General features: G+C 61.0%; 15 protein-coding genes. 11 read left to right on the top strand and 4 right to left on the bottom strand.

Annotated elements, in window-relative coordinates; all coding sequences use genetic code 11:
* Positions 1-5: 5 nt before the first annotated feature.
* The 5 genes from RF819_RS11780 to oppF all read left to right on the top strand — a co-directional run bounded on the left by RF819_RS11780 (position 6) and on the right by oppF (position 5,564).
* Entirely contained in the window at positions 6-1,619 is a 1,614-nt protein-coding gene (locus RF819_RS11780; protein WP_078365168.1) for a peptide ABC transporter substrate-binding protein, read from the top strand.
* Positions 1,620-1,730: 111 nt separating this feature from the next.
* On the top strand, positions 1,731-2,651 hold the full coding sequence (gene oppB, locus RF819_RS11775; RefSeq protein ID WP_078365167.1) for an oligopeptide ABC transporter permease OppB: 921 nt from the start codon (positions 1,731-1,733) through the stop codon (positions 2,649-2,651).
* 15 nt (positions 2,652-2,666) lie between these two features.
* Positions 2,667-3,578 (top strand): ABC transporter permease subunit, encoded by a 912-nt coding sequence (locus RF819_RS11770; protein ID WP_420853888.1) that lies wholly within the window; start codon positions 2,667-2,669, stop codon positions 3,576-3,578.
* Between the two features lie 11 nt (positions 3,579-3,589).
* Positions 3,590-4,582, top strand: a complete 993-nt coding sequence (locus tag RF819_RS11765; protein ID WP_078365165.1) for an oligopeptide/dipeptide ABC transporter ATP-binding protein — start codon at positions 3,590-3,592, stop codon at positions 4,580-4,582.
* The gene (gene oppF / locus RF819_RS11760; RefSeq protein ID WP_078365164.1) at positions 4,575-5,564 is read left to right on the top strand and encodes a murein tripeptide/oligopeptide ABC transporter ATP binding protein OppF; all 990 of its coding nucleotides are present in this window, start codon (positions 4,575-4,577) and stop codon (positions 5,562-5,564) included. Before RF819_RS11765 ends, oppF begins: the two co-directional genes overlap by 8 nt.
* Before the next feature lie 78 nt (positions 5,565-5,642).
* On the opposite strand, the gene RF819_RS11755 is transcribed toward oppF, so the two are convergent.
* On the bottom strand, positions 5,643-6,797 hold the full coding sequence (locus tag RF819_RS11755; protein ID WP_078365163.1) for a M14 family metallopeptidase: 1,155 nt from the start codon (positions 6,795-6,797) through the stop codon (positions 5,643-5,645).
* Positions 6,798-6,924: 127 nt separating this feature from the next.
* On the opposite strand from RF819_RS11755, the gene RF819_RS11750 reads away from it, so the two are divergent.
* The gene (locus tag RF819_RS11750) at positions 6,925-7,131 is read left to right on the top strand and encodes a hypothetical protein (RefSeq protein ID WP_078365162.1); all 207 of its coding nucleotides are present in this window, start codon (positions 6,925-6,927) and stop codon (positions 7,129-7,131) included.
* A gap of 71 nt (positions 7,132-7,202) precedes the next feature.
* On the opposite strand, the gene RF819_RS11745 is transcribed toward RF819_RS11750, so the two are convergent.
* Positions 7,203-8,684, bottom strand: a complete 1,482-nt coding sequence (locus RF819_RS11745; protein ID WP_078365161.1) for a M48 family metalloprotease — start codon at positions 8,682-8,684, stop codon at positions 7,203-7,205.
* Between the two features lie 332 nt (positions 8,685-9,016).
* On the opposite strand from RF819_RS11745, the gene RF819_RS11740 reads away from it, so the two are divergent.
* The 4 genes from RF819_RS11740 (at position 9,017) to mgrA (ending at position 13,747) form a co-directional block, all read left to right on the top strand.
* Complete coding sequence (locus tag RF819_RS11740) at positions 9,017-9,985, top strand: IS5 family transposase (protein WP_078366726.1); 969 nt, start codon at positions 9,017-9,019, stop codon at positions 9,983-9,985.
* A 326-nt stretch (positions 9,986-10,311) separates the two neighbouring features.
* The gene (gene dbpA / locus RF819_RS11735; protein ID WP_078365160.1) at positions 10,312-11,703 is read left to right on the top strand and encodes an ATP-dependent RNA helicase DbpA; all 1,392 of its coding nucleotides are present in this window, start codon (positions 10,312-10,314) and stop codon (positions 11,701-11,703) included.
* A gap of 585 nt (positions 11,704-12,288) precedes the next feature.
* Positions 12,289-12,525, top strand: coding sequence for a hypothetical protein (locus RF819_RS11730; protein WP_078366914.1), 237 nt, complete (start codon positions 12,289-12,291; stop codon positions 12,523-12,525).
* Between the two features lie 184 nt (positions 12,526-12,709).
* Positions 12,710-13,747 (top strand): L-glyceraldehyde 3-phosphate reductase, encoded by a 1,038-nt coding sequence (mgrA, locus tag RF819_RS11725; protein WP_078365159.1) that lies wholly within the window; start codon positions 12,710-12,712, stop codon positions 13,745-13,747.
* 136 nt (positions 13,748-13,883) lie between these two features.
* On the opposite strand, the gene RF819_RS11720 is transcribed toward mgrA, so the two are convergent.
* Together RF819_RS11720 and RF819_RS11715 are read right to left on the bottom strand one after the other, a co-directional pair.
* Positions 13,884-14,852, bottom strand: coding sequence for an IS5 family transposase (locus RF819_RS11720; protein WP_078366726.1), 969 nt, complete (start codon positions 14,850-14,852; stop codon positions 13,884-13,886).
* A gap of 150 nt (positions 14,853-15,002) precedes the next feature.
* Positions 15,003-17,228: a sensor domain-containing diguanylate cyclase gene (locus RF819_RS11715; protein WP_078365158.1), complete on the bottom strand. Its 2,226-nt coding sequence runs from the start codon at positions 17,226-17,228 to the stop codon at positions 15,003-15,005.
* Between the two features lie 240 nt (positions 17,229-17,468).
* Here RF819_RS11715 and RF819_RS11710 point away from each other — a divergent pair, with 240 nt between their 5' ends.
* On the top strand, positions 17,469-17,888 hold the full coding sequence (locus RF819_RS11710; RefSeq protein ID WP_078365157.1) for a universal stress protein: 420 nt from the start codon (positions 17,469-17,471) through the stop codon (positions 17,886-17,888).
* Positions 17,889-17,921 lie beyond the last annotated feature (33 nt).

Raw genomic sequence — 17,921 nt, 5'->3', positions numbered from 1 at the left:
TGTTCATGATGACTTTCCGTTTTGCCAAAACCAGCCTGGCGGCCGCCCTGCTGATCACTTGGGGTGCCTCTTTTGCTGCCACAGTCCCGGCAGGAGTCCAGCTTGCTGCCAAGCAGGAAATGGTGCGCAACAACGGTTCCGAGCCCGACACCCTGGACCCGGCACGTGCCGAAGGTGTGCCCGCCAACAACGTCATCCGTGAACTGTTCGAGGGCCTGACAGCCGCTGACGGCGCCGGCAAAATTGTGCCGGGGGTGGCCGAGAGCTGGAAACAAACCGAGCCCACCACCTGGGTCTTCAAGCTGCGCCAGAATGCAAAATGGTCCAACGGCGACGCCCTCACTGCCGACGACTTTGTGTATGCGCTGCGCCGTTTTGTGGACCCCAAAACCGCCTCGGAATATGCCTCTTCTTTTGGCATCTTCTTTCTCCATGGCAAGGACATCGTGGCTGGCAAGTTGCCCCCCAGTGAACTGGGCGTGAAGGCGCTGGACAAACACACGCTGGAGATCAAGACCCCGTACCCAGTGGCTTTTATGCCCGATCTGCTCACCAACACGCAGTTGGGCCCGGTACACAAGGCCACGGTTGAAAAGTTTGGCAAGGACTGGACCAAACCCGCCAACATCGTCGGCAACGGCGCCTTCACCCTGGCCAGCTGGGAAGTCAACAGCAAGATTGTGCTGACCAAAAGCCCCACCTACTGGGATGCCAAGAACGTGCAGTTGACCAAGTACACCTACCTGGCAGTGGAAGATGGCAACGCCGACGTCAAGCTGTTTGAGTCCGGCGAAAACGACATGGTCTACCAGTTGCCCCCCGGCACCTACGAGAAGTACAAGGCCCAGTTCCCCAAAGAGATCCGCAATTCACCGATGCTGGGGCTGCGTTATTACTCGTTCCTCAACACCGACCCGCTGCTCAAAGACATCCGTGTGCGCAAAGCACTCTCGATGGCGATTGACCGCGACATCCTGGCCCAACGCGTGACTGCCGACGGCCAGGTCCCGGCCTACGGCGTGATGGTCAAAGGCATCAACGGTGCCGACGTCACCAGCTACGACTGGGCCAGCTGGCCGATGGACAAACGTTTGGCTGAAGCCAAAAAACTGCTGGCTGAAGCTGGAGTGGCAGCTGGCACCAAGCTCAAGTTCTCGTACAACACCAGCGATTACCACAAGAAAATGGCGATTTTTGCCGCCTCGGAGTGGAAATCCAAACTCGGGCTGGATGTGGAACTCGAAGCCATGGAGTTCAAGGTGCTGATCAAAAAGCGCAACGACGGTGAGTACCAGATCGCCCGCAATGGCTGGATCGCCGACTACAACGACGCCACCACCTTCTTGACCCTGGTGCAGTGTGATTCCGATCAAAACCAGCAGAAAAACTGCAACCGCAAGGCCGAAGCCCTGATTGACCAAGGCAACCAGAGCGCCGACCCGGCCAAACGCAAGGCCCTGTTGACCGAGGCCGCCAAAATGATCATGGACGACTACCCGATGCTGCCGCTGCTGCAATACACGGTGCCGCGCCTGGTCAAGTCCTATGTGGGTGGCTACACCGCCACCAACAGCCTGGACCGCTACCGCGCCAAAGACCTCTACATCATCAAGCACTAAACGCTTGCTTCCCCTCTGCCGCCGCCAGCTTGACACCTCAACTGGCGGCGATTTTCTGGCCGGTGTATGCCACAAGCACCCAACCGGCAACTTGTTATTGGAGATTGGCTGATGTGGACCTATGCCCTGCGACGCCTGCTCGCGGCGATTCCGACGCTGCTGGCGGTCATTACCCTGTGTTATTTGCTGCTGCACCTGACCCCGGGTGGGCCGTTTGACTCGGAGCACAAGTTGTCCGAGGCGGTTTTGGCCAACTTGCAGGCCAAATACCATTTGAATGAACCCTTGTGGAAGCAGTACCTGCTCTACCTCAACAGCCTGTTGCACGGTGACCTGGGCGCCTCGTTCCGGTATGAAGACTGGAGCGTCAACGACCTGGTGGCCAAAGCCCTGCCGATTTCGGCCGCCATTGGCGGCGGCTCCTTGTTGATCGCCTTGTTTCTGGGTGTGGCGCTGGGCACCCTGGCCGCTTTGAAGCAAAACAGCGTGGTGGATTACTTCACGATGCTGCTCAGCAGCATTGGCAGTGTGTTCCCCTCCTTTGTCATCGGGCCCAGTTTGATCCTGGTGTTTGCGATCTGGTTCAAGCTGGCCCCCTCGGGTGGCTGGGACAACTTTGCACCACGCTACATGGTCTTGCCGATGGCGCTGCTGGTGTTCATCAACGTGGCCACCATCGCGCGCGTCATGCGCGGCAGCATGATCGAGGTGCTCAGCAGCAACTTCATCCGCACCGCCCGTGCCAAAGGTTTGCCGATGTCTACCCTGGTGCTGCGCCACGCGATGAAACCGGCGTTGCTGCCGGTGGTCTCGCTGATCGGGCCGCTGGCCATATCCAGCATCACCGCAGCGGTGGTAACCGAGTCGGTGTTTTCACTGCCCGGCCTGGGCAAACTCATTGTCAACGGCGCCGGCAACCGCGACTACACCCTGGTGCTGGGCCTGGTGGTCCTGATCACCGTGGTCACCGTGGTGTTTAACCTGCTGGTGGACCTGGCCTATGCGCTGCTGGACCCCAAGATTCGCTACTGAGCCGCACACACCATGATGTTCAAAAACAAAAACGATGCCCTGGTGGCAACGCTGAGCCAGGCGCTGGAAGCCGACATCCAGGGCCACAGCCTCTGGTACGCCGCCCGTGTGCGCTTCATGCGCAACCGCGCTGCGGTGTTCAGCCTGGTGCTGCTGGCCCTGATCACCTTGGCCTGCATTTTTGGCCCGATGTTGCTGCCCAATGCCTTTGACAGCACAGACTGGGACGCCATGAGCCAGGGCCCGATGCTCAAAAACATGCACTGGTTCGGCACCGACGAATCGGGTCGTGACCTGCTGGTGCGCTGCCTGGTGGGTGGGCGCATCTCGCTGATGGTCGGGCTGATGGCCACGCTGACCTCGGTCAGCCTGGGCATTGCCTGGGGTGCCACTGCCGGTTTTCTGGGTGGCAAGGTTGATGCGGTGATGATGCGGGTGGTCGACATGATGTACGCCGTGCCCTACCTGCTGATCGCCATCCTGATGGTGACCCTGCTCGGGCGGGCCTTTTACCTGGTGGTGATCACCATCACCGTGTTTTCCTGGATGGACATGGCGCGGGTGGTGCGCGGCCAGACGCTCTCCTTGCGCTCCAAGGAGTTTGTGGAAGCGGCGCGCGCCATTGGCGTGCCGACGCGGCGCATCATCTTCCAGCACATCGTGCCAAATTTGCTCGGCATTGTGGTGATCTACACCACCGTCACCGTGCCGGGCGTGATCCTGACCGAGTCGGTGTTGTCCTTCCTGGGTCTGGGTATCCAGGAACCGATGACCAGCTGGGGTGTGCTGATCCACGACGGCACCCAGGTCATGGAAATCTCGCCATGGATTCTGATTTTCCCGTCGCTGATGTTGTCGGCCGCGTTGTACTGTTTCAACTACATCGGGGACGGCCTGCGTGACGCACTCGACCCCAAAGACCGATAAGAGGCCACTGCATGAAACTCCTTGAAGTGACCGATCTGGCGGTCCAGTTTGCCACCCAGGACGGCACCGTCTACGCCGTCAATGGCCTCAACTTTGCGCTCGACAAGGGCCAGACTCTCGGCATCGTAGGCGAAAGCGGCTCGGGCAAAAGCCAGACCGTGCTGGCCCTGATGGGCTTGCTGGCGCGTAATGGTCAGGCCAGCGGCCAGGCGTTGTACCAGGGCAAGAACCTGCTGACCCTGCCCGCGTCTGAGTTGAACCAGATCCGCGGCAACCGCATGGCGATGATTTTTCAGGACCCGATGACCTCGCTCAACCCCTACCTGACGGTGGAGCGGCAGATGACCGAGGTGCTGCAGTTCCACAAGGGCCAGGACCGCGCCACAGCCAAGGCCGCCTCGGTGCGCATGCTCGACGCGGTGCGTATCCCCGAGGCCGCCAAACGCATCAACATGTACCCGCATGAGTTCTCGGGCGGCATGCGCCAGCGTGTGATGATTGCGATGGCCTTGTTGTGTGAACCCGAGGTGCTGATTGCGGATGAGCCCACCACCGCGCTGGACGTGACGGTTCAGGCCCAGATGCTGACCCTGCTGCGTGACCTGCAGCGCGACTTTGGCACCGCGATTGTGCTGATCACCCACGACCTCGGTGTGGTGGCCGGCCTGTGTGACCAGGTGGTGGTGATGTATGGCGGGCGTGTCATGGAACAAGGCAGCGCCCAGCAGCTGTTCAAGACCGCCAGCCACCCCTACACCCTGGGCCTGCTCAAAGCGGTGCCGCGTATGGACCGCGACGACGAATCCTTGCTGGCCATTCCCGGCGCGCCGCCCAACATGGCGCATATGCCCAAGGGTTGCCCGTTCAGCCCGCGCTGCAGCTTGGCAGACACCCAATGCCAGACCCAGCTGGCTACTCTGCAGCCCATGTCAGGAGCCACACACCACTTGCGCGCCTGCCACCGCGATAGCGCCATCGTCAGCCGGGAGCTCGCCCATGGATAAACAACAAACCCCGATCCTGTCGGTACGCGACGTCAAGGTGGCGTTCCACTTCAAGGACAAGAAAGACTGGCCGTGGTCAGCGCCGCGCAGCCTCAAGGCCGTCAACGGCATCTCGTTTGACTTACATGCCGGTGAAACCCTGGGTGTGGTGGGTGAGTCCGGCTGTGGCAAGTCCACGCTGGCGCGGGCCCTGCTGAACCTCAACCCCGCCAACTCTGGGTCAATCCGCTGGATGGGTCAGGAGATGCAAGGTGCCTCACCGAGCGCCTGGATGGCGGTGCGCAAAGACATCCAGATGATTTTCCAGGACCCGCTGGCCAGCCTGGACCCGCGCATGACGGTGGCGCAGACCATTGCCGAACCCTTACGCACCCATTACCCGCAGATGAGCAAGGACGAGGTGATGGAAAAGGTGCGCGCCATGATGGGACGCGTCGGCCTGACACCGCAGCAGATCAACCGCTACCCGCACGAGTTCTCGGGCGGCCAGTGCCAGCGCATCGGCATCGCACGGGCGTTGATTTTGTCGCCCAAGCTGATTGTTTGTGACGAGCCGGTGTCGGCGCTCGACGTGTCGATCCAGGCGCAGATCATCAACCTGCTCAAGGAGTTGCAAAAAGAGCTGGGCCTGGCGCTGATCTTCATTGCGCACGACCTGGCGGTGGTGCGCCACATCAGCCACCGCATCATGGTGATGTACCTGGGCCGTGCCATGGAGTTTGCCGAGAAAAACGCGCTCTACAACGAGCCGCGCCACCCCTACACCCAGGCGCTGCTCTCCGCCATCCCGATCCCCGACCCGGAGCTGGAGCGCGGCAAGGTGATTCAGCTGCTGCAGGGGGACTTGCCCTCACCGATGAACCCACCTTCGGGTTGTGTGTTCCGCACCCGCTGCCCCAAGGCGCAGGCCCCATGTGCCGAGACCATACCCGAGTTGCACACCAACGGCGCGGACACGCAGGTCGCTTGCCTGCTGGCCTGACTTTTGAACTAAATCTGGCGTTAGCCCTTATTTGATAAGGGCTAACAGCTATCAATTTGGTATTGATGTCAGGCTGACTCAGGCCCGCAACTGGTTCAACACCGCCAGCACCGGCTGCAACACACTGGCGCCCAGGCGTTTGGAGCGTTCACCGTTCCAGCCGACTTGCGGGTCGGGCAGGTTGGCGTTGTCCTTGAACGGCATCTCGATGGTGAAGGCCAGGCAGCCAAACTGCTGGCCGATCCAGTTGGTGGCCAGCGTCAGGTTGGCCTCGCCATGTTTGCCGCGCGGGTAGCCGTGTTTGATCTGGAAGTCCGGGCTGGCGGCTAACCAGCTGGCCTTGAAAGCCTCTTCAAGCGCAGCGATGCGCGGGCTGTAGCCGGGCGTGTCTTCGGTGCCAACCACAAAGTTGTAGGGCAGGGCCTCGTCACCATGGGCGTCCAGGTTCAGGTCCACACCGACTTCCAGCATCTTCTGGCGCACCCAATACACCTCGGGTGACGTCTCCAGACTCGGTGTGGCCCACTCACGGTTCAGGTTGGCACCGGCGGCATTGGTGCGCAGGTTGCCACGCACAGCGCCGTCCGGGTTCATGTTGGGCACCACGTAAAACACACATTGGTCCAGCAACACGCGGGCCACCGGGTCGGCCTCGTCGAGCAGGCGCTCCAGAAAACCCTCCACAAACCACTCGGCCATGCTCTCGCCGGGGTGCTGGCGGGCGATCAGCCAGATCTTTTTGCGTTGTGCCAGCGGCACCGGGCTCTGGGCGTTGGTGAGCTGCAGCAGGGTCATGTCGCGGCCATCCACCGTGGCGCCCAGGCGCTCCAGCGTCACATGTTCGGAGTTGGCGGCCGAGCCAATCAGGTCCAGATGCCGTTCATACGAATACGGCTCGAAGTAGGCCAGGTAGACGCTGTTGCCCGCCGGGGTGAAGCTGGTGCTCAGCACCTGGCCGTCAAAGTGGGTGTCGAGCCGGAACCAGTTCTGGTGGTCGTAACTGGCGACCACGCGGTAATCGGTCCAGCCCTTGGGGTAGGCGCTTTGGCCTGCGTTGACAAAGTTCAGCCGCACCGGCACACCGGCGGCGCCCTGCAGGCAGAAGTAAAACCACTGGGCGAAGTCGCTGGCGTTGTCGGGGCGGATCTTGAGCTGAATGTCCTGCGGGTCGACCAGGCTGACAACCTCGATGGCGCCAGCGTCAAAACTGGTGGAAATATGGAGCGGATGCATACAAACCTTCAAATCGCTTGATTTTAGAAGTCGACACATTCCACACGAGGCAGAAACAGTCAAGTGACGCGGTTTTGCGCCGATAAGTCGTTAAGGCACCCGCCTTGTCCTTGTGGGAGACTTTTTCATGAACATCACCAGCTCATCCGTGGTGCAAGCCGCCAGCCAGGCCGCCCAAAATGTCGGCACCGGTGTTGCGGCAGCCCTGGTGCTCAAAAAAGCACTGGCCGCCGACAGCTCGGTCGCCCAAACCCTGTTGCAGTCTGTGCCTGCGGTGGCACCGGTGCTGGCCGTCACAGGCGCCATTGGCACGCTGGTCAACGCGTTTGCCTGAGTTATCCATCAAATTGGCCTTTAGCCCTTATAGATAAAGGGCTGATAGCTATTTCTGCGATAGCTACTTGCTTACTCCACCACCTTGACCAATTGGCCCACCTTGGGCTCACCCCCGGTATAGAACCCGTTGATCAGGCGCAGCTGCTGCTCTGCGCTGGGCAGCGGTGACACGCGCGCCAGTTCGGCAAAACCACCACGCGGGTAAGCCACGGTTTTGATCGTCCAGGCGCGGGCAGCGGTTCGCTCAGCCGAACTCAAAGGCCGGAAACTGCCTTGGGCCTGGGCCAACGCGCCCTGGGCCGCACGCAAGGCGGCACTTTGACCGGCCGGGCGCAACAGGTACATCCGGTCTTGCGGACCACTGACCAGCGTGACATCCAGCCGCTGGATCTGGCCCTGGGTCGTGGTGCGGCTGCCGACAAAATGCGTGGCCGCCAGTCCGTTGAGCGTCAAACGCTCTACCCTGCCCTGGCTGGGCTGCAGCAGCTTGCGGATCACCTCCTCGTGGGTTTTGCCAGCCGTGGGCGGCACCACCTGCACCAGCAGGGCGGCATCCCCGGTGGCGTTGACCACCGCCAGTTGCTCGGCCTCGTTCTGGATCTGCCAACCTGCCGGGGCGGTGAGCGCAAAACCCAGCACCGGGTGGTAGAAGTTGGCGCCTCGTGTCAGCCCCTGCTCGGCACTCTCTCCAAAGGGCAGGCCACGCAGCACTTGTAAATAACGGTCACGCCCTTCGTCGCTGTAACTGCCCTGGTACTGGGTCGCCAGCTGGGTGATCTGCTGCAGGCGCGCATCGTTGCTCGGGTGCGAAGCCAGCCAGCTGTTGCCCGTCGGTGCCGGTCGACCGGCGGCACGGGCCTGGTCCGCCACAAAACGCTCCTGGTCTTTGAGCACACCAATCACCCGGACCATGTTGCGCGGGTCGTAGGCGCTGCGCGCCAGGTACTCGGCACCCAGGCCGTCGGCTTGTAATTCCTGCTCGCGCCCATACGAGGCCACATACCCCGCCGCGGCCGTCTGCGACACCTGGCTGGCCAGCCGCCCGGCACCACTGACACCCTGGCTCTCCAGCACCGCACCCAAGACCGTGGCAGCCAGCACACCCAGGCCCGCGTCCTGCTGGCGCGTGGCGCGCTGGGCACCGTGGCGGGCTGTGACGTGGCCAATTTCATGACCCATCACCCCGGCCAGCTCGGCCTCGGTTTGTAAATAGGCCATGATGCCGCGTGTGACATAGACATAACCGCCAGGCAGCGCAAAAGCGTTGATCTCGGGGCTGTCAAGCACGGTGAAATGCCACTGCAAGTGGTCTCGATGCGACAGTTTGGCCAGGCGTTGCCCCAAGTTGTTGACATAGGCCTGCACTTTGGCGTCTTTGACCACGCCGTACTCCTTGAGCACCTGCTGGTGCGCCTTGGCGCCCTCGGTCAGTTCATCTTGCTCACTCATCACCGAGCGCTCGGCCTGGCCGGTGACCGGGTTGAGCACCGCACTGCCGCAGCCGGTGAGCAGGGCACTGGCCAAGATAAGAGGAAACAGGGTTTTGCGCATGGGGGGCTTCTGAAGTGAATGGCTTGCATTTTGCACAAGCTGGGTTTCCGGTGATCGCGGGTGTTTTTATGCGTTTGTTAAACCATCGTCACTAGCCGCGCTTCTTGGATCGACCCGCCGGGCAAGCCCTTGGGGCGACTTCCTCATACTGGAGTACCAGAAATCGTCAGCCGCCCCAAGGGCCTACCCGGCTGGCGATTTTGGCAGAGCGCAAGACAGTGGCGGTCCAATCGGACGGGCCAAACCGGGTTCTGGACCTAAGGCAACACTGATCAAGTCCCCAGTTGGCCCATGACTTGCATGGTTCGTGGCATCCCAAGCAGGAGATGCAGATGAAACAACAAACTCTGGCCATGGCCGAACAACAAAGCTTTGAGACCTACCGCAAGCCCACGCGGCGCGATGAGTTCTTGAAGACCATGGAAGTCATCGTTCCCTGGGCCGCTCTGTGCGAAGTCATCGAGCCGTTTTACCCCAAGGCCGGTAATGGGCGTCCCCCCATCGGGCTTGAGCGTATGCTGCGCATCCACTTCATCCAGCACTGGTTCAACCTGGCAGACCTGGCCTGTGAAGAAGCTCTGTACGACAGCGTGAGCCTGCGTCGCTTCGTGGGCATTGACCTGGGGCGTGAATCTGTGCCGGACGCCACCACGGTGTTGAACTTTCGCAAACTCCTCAACAAGCACAAACTTGGCCAAGCCCTGTTTGCCCAAGTAGGCGCTGTCTTGCAAAGCAAGGGCTTCAAGCTCAACACCGGCACCATTGTGGACGCCACCATCATTGGTGCACCGAGTTCCACCAAGAATGCGAATAAGGCGCGCGACCCGGACATGCACCAAACCCGCAAGGGCCAACAGTGGTACTTTGGCATGAAGTTGCACATCGGTGTGGACAGCCAAAGTGGTCTGGCCCACCATGCGGTGGTCACAGCAGCCAACGTGCATGACAAACACCCACTGCCCAGTTTGTTGCATGGCAAGGAGCAACGCGTCTATGGCGACAGTGCCTACGCCAGCCAGAAGGAGCTGATCCGCAGTGCAGCACCCAAGGCCAAAGACTTCACCAACCAGCGCAGTCGCCGCTCTGGTGTGGTCGATGAAGGCATTCGCGCCAAGAACCGCAACAAATCCAAGATCCGCTCACGCGTGGAGCATGTATTTGCTGTGGTCAAGCGCCTGTGGGGCTTTGGCAAGGTGCGTTACCGTGGGTTGCAGAAGAACGCCACGCGGGCGTTTACTGCTTTGGCGCTGGCCAACATCTATCTCTGCCGACAAAGGCTGATGGCACAGGTGCGTCCATGAGGGCGCAATAGGGGGTGAATTCCCCCTGAAACAGCCTCAAAGGGGGCAAAAGCGAGCTCAGCTGGTCGCAATTTCGACAACTTCGGTTTCTCGATACCGCTGGGGCCTGCTTTGACTCTACTTGTTCAGCGTTGCCCTAACAACACAGTGCGTCTGTCAACGCTTTCGGCGTGGTAGCCGGTGGGAGTAGCCCCCGATTTGGCTGCGCCGAAACTTCGTTTTCTGGTACCCCAGTATGAGAGGGATGCCCCCACCGGCTACCACGCAGCGCGAACCACCTTCGCATGAGCAACATGAATCGGGCACCCGGAACCGATAATCCCCCCATGACCGCATCCGACAACACCCTGTTCAATTCCCTGCCCCTGAACCCGGCCACCCTGGATAACCTGGCGCAGCTGGGTTACCTGAGCATGACCCCGATCCAGGCGACCAGCCTGCCCGCCGCCCTGGCTGGCAAGGACCTGATTGCCCAGGCGCAAACCGGCAGCGGCAAAACCGCCGCCTTTGGCCTGGCCCTGCTGGAGCGGCTAAACCCGCGCCGTTTTGCGGTGCAGTCGCTGGTGTTGTGCCCAACGCGTGAACTGGCCGACCAGGTCACCGTGGAAATCCGTCGCCTGGCGCGTGCGATGGACAACATCAAGGTGGTGACGCTGTGTGGTGGTGTGGCCTTACGCGGCCAGCGTGCTTCTCTTGAAAACGGCGCCCACATCATTGTGGGCACACCGGGGCGCGTGATGGACCACCTGGCGCGCGGTTACCTGAGCCTGGAAGCCCTGAACACCCTGGTGCTGGATGAGGCCGACCGCATGCTCGACATGGGCTTTTTCGAGGACATCGCCACCGTCACCAAACAGTGTCCGCCAGAGCGCCAGACCCTGTTGTTTTCGGCCACCTACCCGGAAGGCATCGACAAGCTGGCCAAACAGTTCATGCGTTCGCCCGAACGCATCACGGTGGCGCAGCCCACCACCTCAGAGAGCCTGATCGAACAACGTTTTTATGAGGTGACCCGCCCAACCCGTTTTGAGGTGGTGGTCAAGCTGCTCAACCACTTCCGCCCGGTCAGCACACTGGCGTTTTGCAACACCAAACAGCAATGCAACGAGTTGGTGGCATACCTGAAACAACAAGGGGTGAGCGCTTTGGCACTGCATGGTGATCTGGAGCAGCGCGAGCGTGACCAGGTGCTGGCGCAGTTTGCCAACCGCAGCATCTCGGTGCTGGTGGCCACCGACGTGGCCTCGCGCGGCATCGACATCAAGGAGTTGGAGGCGGTGATCAACGTCGACATCACACCCGACCCCGAGGTCCATGTCCACCGCATCGGCCGCACCGGCCGCGCGGGTGAGACCGGCCTGGCACTGAGCCTGGCCGCCATGTACGAGATGGGTGCGGTGGGCAAGATTGAGCAGTACCAAAACCAACCCTCGGTCTGGCACAAACTCGACGAACTCACGCCCAAAGGCAGCGGGCCCTTGCTGCCACCCATGATCACGCTACAAATTTTGGGTGGGCGCAAGGAAAAAATCCGCCCCGGTGATGTGCTGGGCGCCCTCACGGCAGACGCCGGTTACAGCCGCGAGCAGATCGGCAAAATCAATGTCACCGAGTTCACTACGTTTGTGGCGGTGCAGCGTGACATCGCGCTCGAAGCGATGCAGAAACTCAATGTCGGCAAGGTCAAGGGCAAAAGTGTGAAGGTGCGGTTGCTGTAAACGGCAGGCTGTCATCCTGAGTTCCCTCATTTGGGGGGGCAGTGCCTCAGGACCCACCCGCGAGGCATGACCTCTGGGCGGGCTCCTCATACTGGGGTACCAGAAAACGAAGTTTCGGCGTAGCCAAATCGTCACCCGCCCAGAGGCCATACCTCGCTGGCGCTTCGGCCAATCTGAAGGTGGTGGTCTGCCGGAATCATTGGCTCAAACCGGATTCGGGTTCCCTTCAATACCGTTCGCCTGTCAACGGTATCGGCGCAGCCGCCGCTTGGGGTGACCGCCGATTTGGCTGCGCCGAAACTCCGTTTTCTGGTACCCCAGTATGAGGCGGGTGCCCCAAGCGGCTGATGCGCAGCGCACACCGCTATCGTTTGTGATTCATCAAGCTGGCACGCCGCAATCCACCCCGTCAAAAGCCGATGCTTCGGTGCCCACCTAGTCCCTCACATCGCTGACAGCCTGTCAGACAACTTCTGACACTCGGCAGCGGCATACGCCGACTTTAGGTTTTGAAGCGGCACGGATACATTCCATTTCAACGGATCACATCTCGTGATTCGTGATTGGCAGAAGCAGGAGCACCCCATGACCACCACCACCACCGAAGCACTGAACCCGTTCAGCCTGATGATGGAGCCCGAGCGCGTGCTGCAGACCATCGCGCAATCGCCCCAGTTGCGCGCCCTGCGTCGCCACAAGCTGCGCCCGCTGGACAAACCGCTGATCCCCTTGACCTCCGCCGCATTGGCCAGCCGCGCCGCCTATGACGCGATGATCGACGCACAAGCCCTGGACGATCAGGACGACTACCTGCTCAACTGAGCACACACCCTCTCCCGGCGTGCCGCAACGGCGCGCTTTGTGGGCCTTCAAGCGCCACCTTCGGCCAAGTTGGCGCGCCAGCAGATCACCACCGGCCTGTCTCAAATACTATTTAATTAATAGCTTCTGGCCCTTATTGAACAAGGGCTAGAATCGTTTTTTATTCATCAATTTGAGGCATTCCATGAGCTACCTTGCCGCGTCCACCCGTTATGACAGCATGGCTTATCACCGCTGCGGTCACAGTGGTCTCAAACTCCCCGCCATCACCTTGGGGCTGTGGCACAACTTTGGCGACGCCACGCCACTGCAGACCCAACGCGACATGTTGCACACCGCGTTTGACGCGGGCATCACCCACTTCGACCTGGCCAACAACTACGGCCCACCCTACGGCAGCGCCGAGACCAACTTTGGCGCGCACCTGCGTCGCGACTTCAAACCGTATCGCGACGAACTGATCATCTCGAGCAAGGCCGGTTACGACATGTGGCCCGGCCCTTACGGCCAGGGCGGTGGTTCGCGCAAATATGTGCTGGCCAGCCTGGACCAAAGCCTGCAGCGCATGGGGTTGGACTATGTCGACATTTTTTACAGCCACCGCTTTGACCCCAACACCCCGCTCGAAGAAACCATGGGCGCACTGGCCACGGCGGTGCAACAGGGCAAGGCGCTGTACGTCGGTGTCAGCAGTTATTCAGCCGCCAAAACACGCGAAGCCCACGCGATCCTCAAAAGCATGGGCGTGTCCGCGCTGATCCACCAGCCGTCCTACAGCCTGCTCAACCGCTGGGTGGAGGAAGATTTGCTCGATACCCTGGGCGAGTTGGGCATGGGTTGTATTGCGTTCAGCGCACTGGCGCAGGGGCTGCTGACCGACAAATACCTCAACGGTGTGCCGGCAGACGCGCGCATCAACCGGCCCGGCGGTGGCTCGTTCAAGCCCGATTTCCTCAGTGAAAAAAACCTCAAACACGTGCGTGCGCTCAACGAGATCGCTCAAGCGCGTGGTCAGAGCCTGGCACAGATGGCCACGGCCTGGGTGCTGCGTGATGGCAAGGTCACCTCGGCTTTGATTGGCGCCAGCAAACCGGCGCAAATCACCGAGCTGGTGGGCGCCTTGAAAAACCTGTCGTTTTCGGCAGAAGAACTGGCCGCGATCGACCAGCAGGCGGTCGAAGGTGGCATCAACCTTTGGCAGCGCTCCTCGGCGCTCGCCTAAGGCAACGCTGAACAAGTAGAGTCAAAGCAGGCCCCAGCGGTATCGAGAAACCGAAGTTGTCGAAATTGCGACCAGCTGAGCTCGCTTTTGCCCCCTTTGAGGCTGTTTCAGGGGGAATTCACCCCCTATTGCGCCCTCATGGACGCACCTGTGCCATCAGCCTTTGTCGGCAGAGATAGATGTTGGCCAGCGCCAAAGCAGTAAACGCCCGCGTGGCGTTCTTCTGCAACCCACGGTAACGCACCTTGCCAAAGCCCCACAGGCGCTTGACCACAGCAAATACATGCTCCACGCGTGAGCGGATCTTGGATTTGTTGCGGTTCTTGGCGCGAATGCCTTCATCGACCACACCAGAGCGGCGACTGCGCTGGTTGGTGAAGTCTTTGGCCTTGGGTGCTGCACTGCGGATCAGCTCCTTCTGGCTGGCGTAGGCACTGTCGCCATAGACGCGTTGCTCCTTGCCATGCAACAAACTGGGCAGTGGGTGTTTGTCATGCACGTTGGCTGCTGTGACCACCGCATGGTGGGCCAGACCACTTTGGCTGTCCACACCGATGTGCAACTTCATGCCAAAGTACCACTGTTGGCCCTTGCGGGTTTGGTGCATGTCCGGGTCGCGCGCCTTATTCGCATTCTTGGTGGAACTCGGTGCACCAATGATGGTGGCGTCCACAATGGTGCCGGTGTTGAGCTTGAAGCCCTTGCTTTGCAAGACAGCGCCTACTTGGGCAAACAGGGCTTGGCCAAGTTTGTGCTTGTTGAGGAGTTTGCGAAAGTTCAACACCGTGGTGGCGTCCGGCACAGATTCACGCCCCAGGTCAATGCCCACGAAGCGACGCAGGCTCACGCTGTCGTACAGAGCTTCTTCACAGGCCAGGTCTGCCAGGTTGAACCAGTGCTGGATGAAGTGGATGCGCAGCATACGCTCAAGCCCGATGGGGGGACGCCCATTACCGGCCTTGGGGTAAAACGGCTCGATGACTTCGCACAGAGCGGCCCAGGGAACGATGACTTCCATGGTCTTCAAGAACTCATCGCGCCGCGTGGGCTTGCGGTAGGTCTCAAAGCTTTGTTGTTCGGCCATGGCCAGAGTTTGTTGTTTCATCTGCATCTCCTGCTTGGGATGCCACGAACCATGCAAGTCATGGGCCAACTGGGGACTTGATCAGTGTTGCCCTAAGCACGTCGAGACGGGGCACCGCGCCAGGTGATGGTCGCGCTGACGGGCTGACCCAGCCGGTCAGCGCGGCCGCATTCAGAACAGGGAATCCACAAACCCAGAGGTCTGAAACTGGTTTTTGCCAGACTGTTTGGCACGGTACATCGCCATGTCGGCCTGACGCAGCAGCTGCTCCGGGCTGACCTCCTTGGCCTGAGGGTAAAACGCCACCCCGACACTGGCCGAGACCTGCAGCACCGCTGTGCCATACAGCACCGGCTGGTTGGCCGCCTGCAGCAGGCGCTGCAGCAGCGGGTCGCAGTCGCTCTCTTGTGCCAGGTCCACAATCACGGCGGCGAACTCGTCGCCGCCCAGGCGCGACAAGGTGTCGACCTCACGCAACGCCAGCCGCATGCGCCGCGCCAGCATGATCAGCAGGTGGTCACCAGCGTCATGGCCGTGGCTGTCGTTGATCGCCTTGAAACCGTCCAGATCAATGAACGCCACACCCAGTTTCTGCTGGCGGCGCTGCGCCTGAGCCATCGCATGTTGCAGACGGTCGGCGTGCAGGGCACGGTTGGGCAGACCTGTCAGCGCATCAAAATGGGCCAGCTGGTCGAGGCGGCGTTCATGGGCCTTGCGTTCGGTGATGTCGGAGAACAGCGCCACATACTGGATCACCTGGCCACGCTGGTCGTGCACCGCGCTGATGTGCAGCATCTGGGCGTAGATGTCACCATCCTTGCGGCGGTTCCACAACTCACCCGACCAGCTGCCGTGTTGCACCAGGTCTTGCCACAGCTGTTGGTAAAACAGCGGCGTGTTGCGACCTGAATTGAGCATACTGGGTGTATGCCCACGTACCTCGTCACGGCTGTAGCCGGTGATGCGTGTGAACGCCGCATTGACATCAATGATTCGACCATCGGGTGCGGTGATCATGATGCCCTCGATGGCATGGCTGAACACACTGGCCGCCACCCGCAACTGGGTCTCGGCCCGCTTGCGCTCGGAGATGTCGCGGATCGACACGTGGATGGCGGGCGCACCGCCATAAACCATGGCGGTGCCCTGCACCTCCACATCAAATTCACTGCCATCGAGACGGACAAAGCGCGACTCCACCATGGGTTCGATCGGCTGGGCCGTCTCTATCGCCTGCATGCGTGCGAGTTGCTGCGCCAAAAAGGCTGGCGCAATACGTTTTTGGGTCGAGGTACCCAACAGGTCGGCGCTGGACTTGGCGCCAAACAGGCGTTGCGCGGCCGGATTCACATACAAAATGGTGCCACCCCGATGCACCAGCACCGCCTCGGGCGTGTGTTCAGCCAGCGCCCGAAAGCTGGCCTCGTTGGTACGCAACTGTTGCGCAACCTGATGCCGCTCCACCGCCAGCCCGGCCAGACGGGCCAATTGCGCCAGCAGCTCCAGGTCTTCGTCACCGGGTGTCGCCGGTGTGGCCACCAGCACCGACAACACCCCCAGAACCTGGCCCGACAGGGCCAAAAACGGTTGTGCCCAGCACGCCCCCTGGACAATCGGTTGCCCCAGCTGCGGGGCCAGCGTGCGGTGCAGCGCGAGGTTGGGGATCACCACCCGCTGCCCGCTGGCTGCCGCCGCAGCACAGGCCCCCTGACCCGGACCCACATCCTGGCCATCCACCAGACGCAGTGTCTCGTCAGACACACCGGCTGACGCCACCACCTGCAGGGTCTGACCACAACCGTGGCCAGGTGTCACCAGCGCCACCAGACAGGCCTGCTCAGGCTGCAAGCCGCGCAGCCCATCCGCCAGCGCCTGCAGCAAGTGCGGCAATTCAGCACCGTTGGCCAACAGTTCAAGAATCTGGCTGCGCAATTGCTCAAACTGTGTCTGGTACCAGCGCGCCGTGATGTCCCGGCCCATGCTCAGGATGCCGTCGGCACGCCCATCTGCATTGCACAACACCACTTTGGTGATCTCCAGCAACGCCCGCCGTGAACCAGCCGCCACGCTGGCCCAGCACTCGGCCACCACGGGTTGTGTGGCGGCCAGACAGGTCTGGTCCAGCTGGTGGTAACGCTGCGCGTCTTCGGGGGACAACAAGTCGGCGTTCGTGCGGCCACACAGGTGCGCCGCAGGCACGCCGGAGAAGGTCTCAAAGGCGGAGTTACACGCGAGATAGCGGCCCTGCGGGTCTTTGAGCCAGACCATCTGCGTCACCTGCCCAAAAAGCGCCTGAAAGCGCTGAGGTGACGCGACCAAGGCATGTGTGTGCCCGCTCCCGGCACGCTCAGCCTGCCCCAATTGCGCCAGCAACTGGGTGAACAGATCAACCAACACGCGTGTTACTTCCCTGGTTTGCCCTCACCGGGAAAGCCCCCGACGCAGGGAACCCAGCCCGGTGGCAAAAAGAAGTCAACAACATCACACGCTGAACCTTGAACTTGAGTTTTGTTACATATCGGCAGAATTTACCCGGTATTGAGTGAGCTGGCTATCCCCCGATTGGGGGATTGCCAGCAAGGTGAACAAGCACACACTGTGGTTAAACTGGTTGTTCACCGTTCAAGGAGACACTTGATGAAGATTTTGCTGGCCGTTGACGGCAGCCCCTACACCAAAAAAATGTTGGCCTACCTGGCCGCCCACGAGCTGTTTTCCCCCAAAAACGACTACACCGCCGTGACCGCCCAGGTGGTTTTGCCGTCTCAAGCCCGCTCCGCGCTGGGCAAGGAACTGGTGAACAAATATTATGAAGAAGAGGGCCTGCGGGTGATGGCGCCGGTCACCAAATACCTGCAACGCCATGGCATCACACCGAAGTTTGTCTGGAAAACCGGCCGACCCAGCGAACTGATCGCCAAAACCGCCACCGAAGGCAAGTTTGACCTGGTGGTGATGGGCTCCCACGGCCATGGCGCACTGCTCAACCTGGTGATGGGTTCGGTCGCCACCGAGGTGCTGGCGAGCTGCAAAGTGCCGGTGCTGATCGTACGCTGAGAGCGCCTCAATTCACTCCGTCTTCGATAGCAA

Source organism: Rhodoferax fermentans (assembly GCF_002017865.1).
GTDB lineage: Bacteria > Pseudomonadota > Gammaproteobacteria > Burkholderiales > Burkholderiaceae_C > Rhodoferax > Rhodoferax fermentans.
The sequence above is the reverse complement of the archived record's forward strand: the minus strand, read 5'-3'. Positions and strand labels throughout refer to the sequence as shown.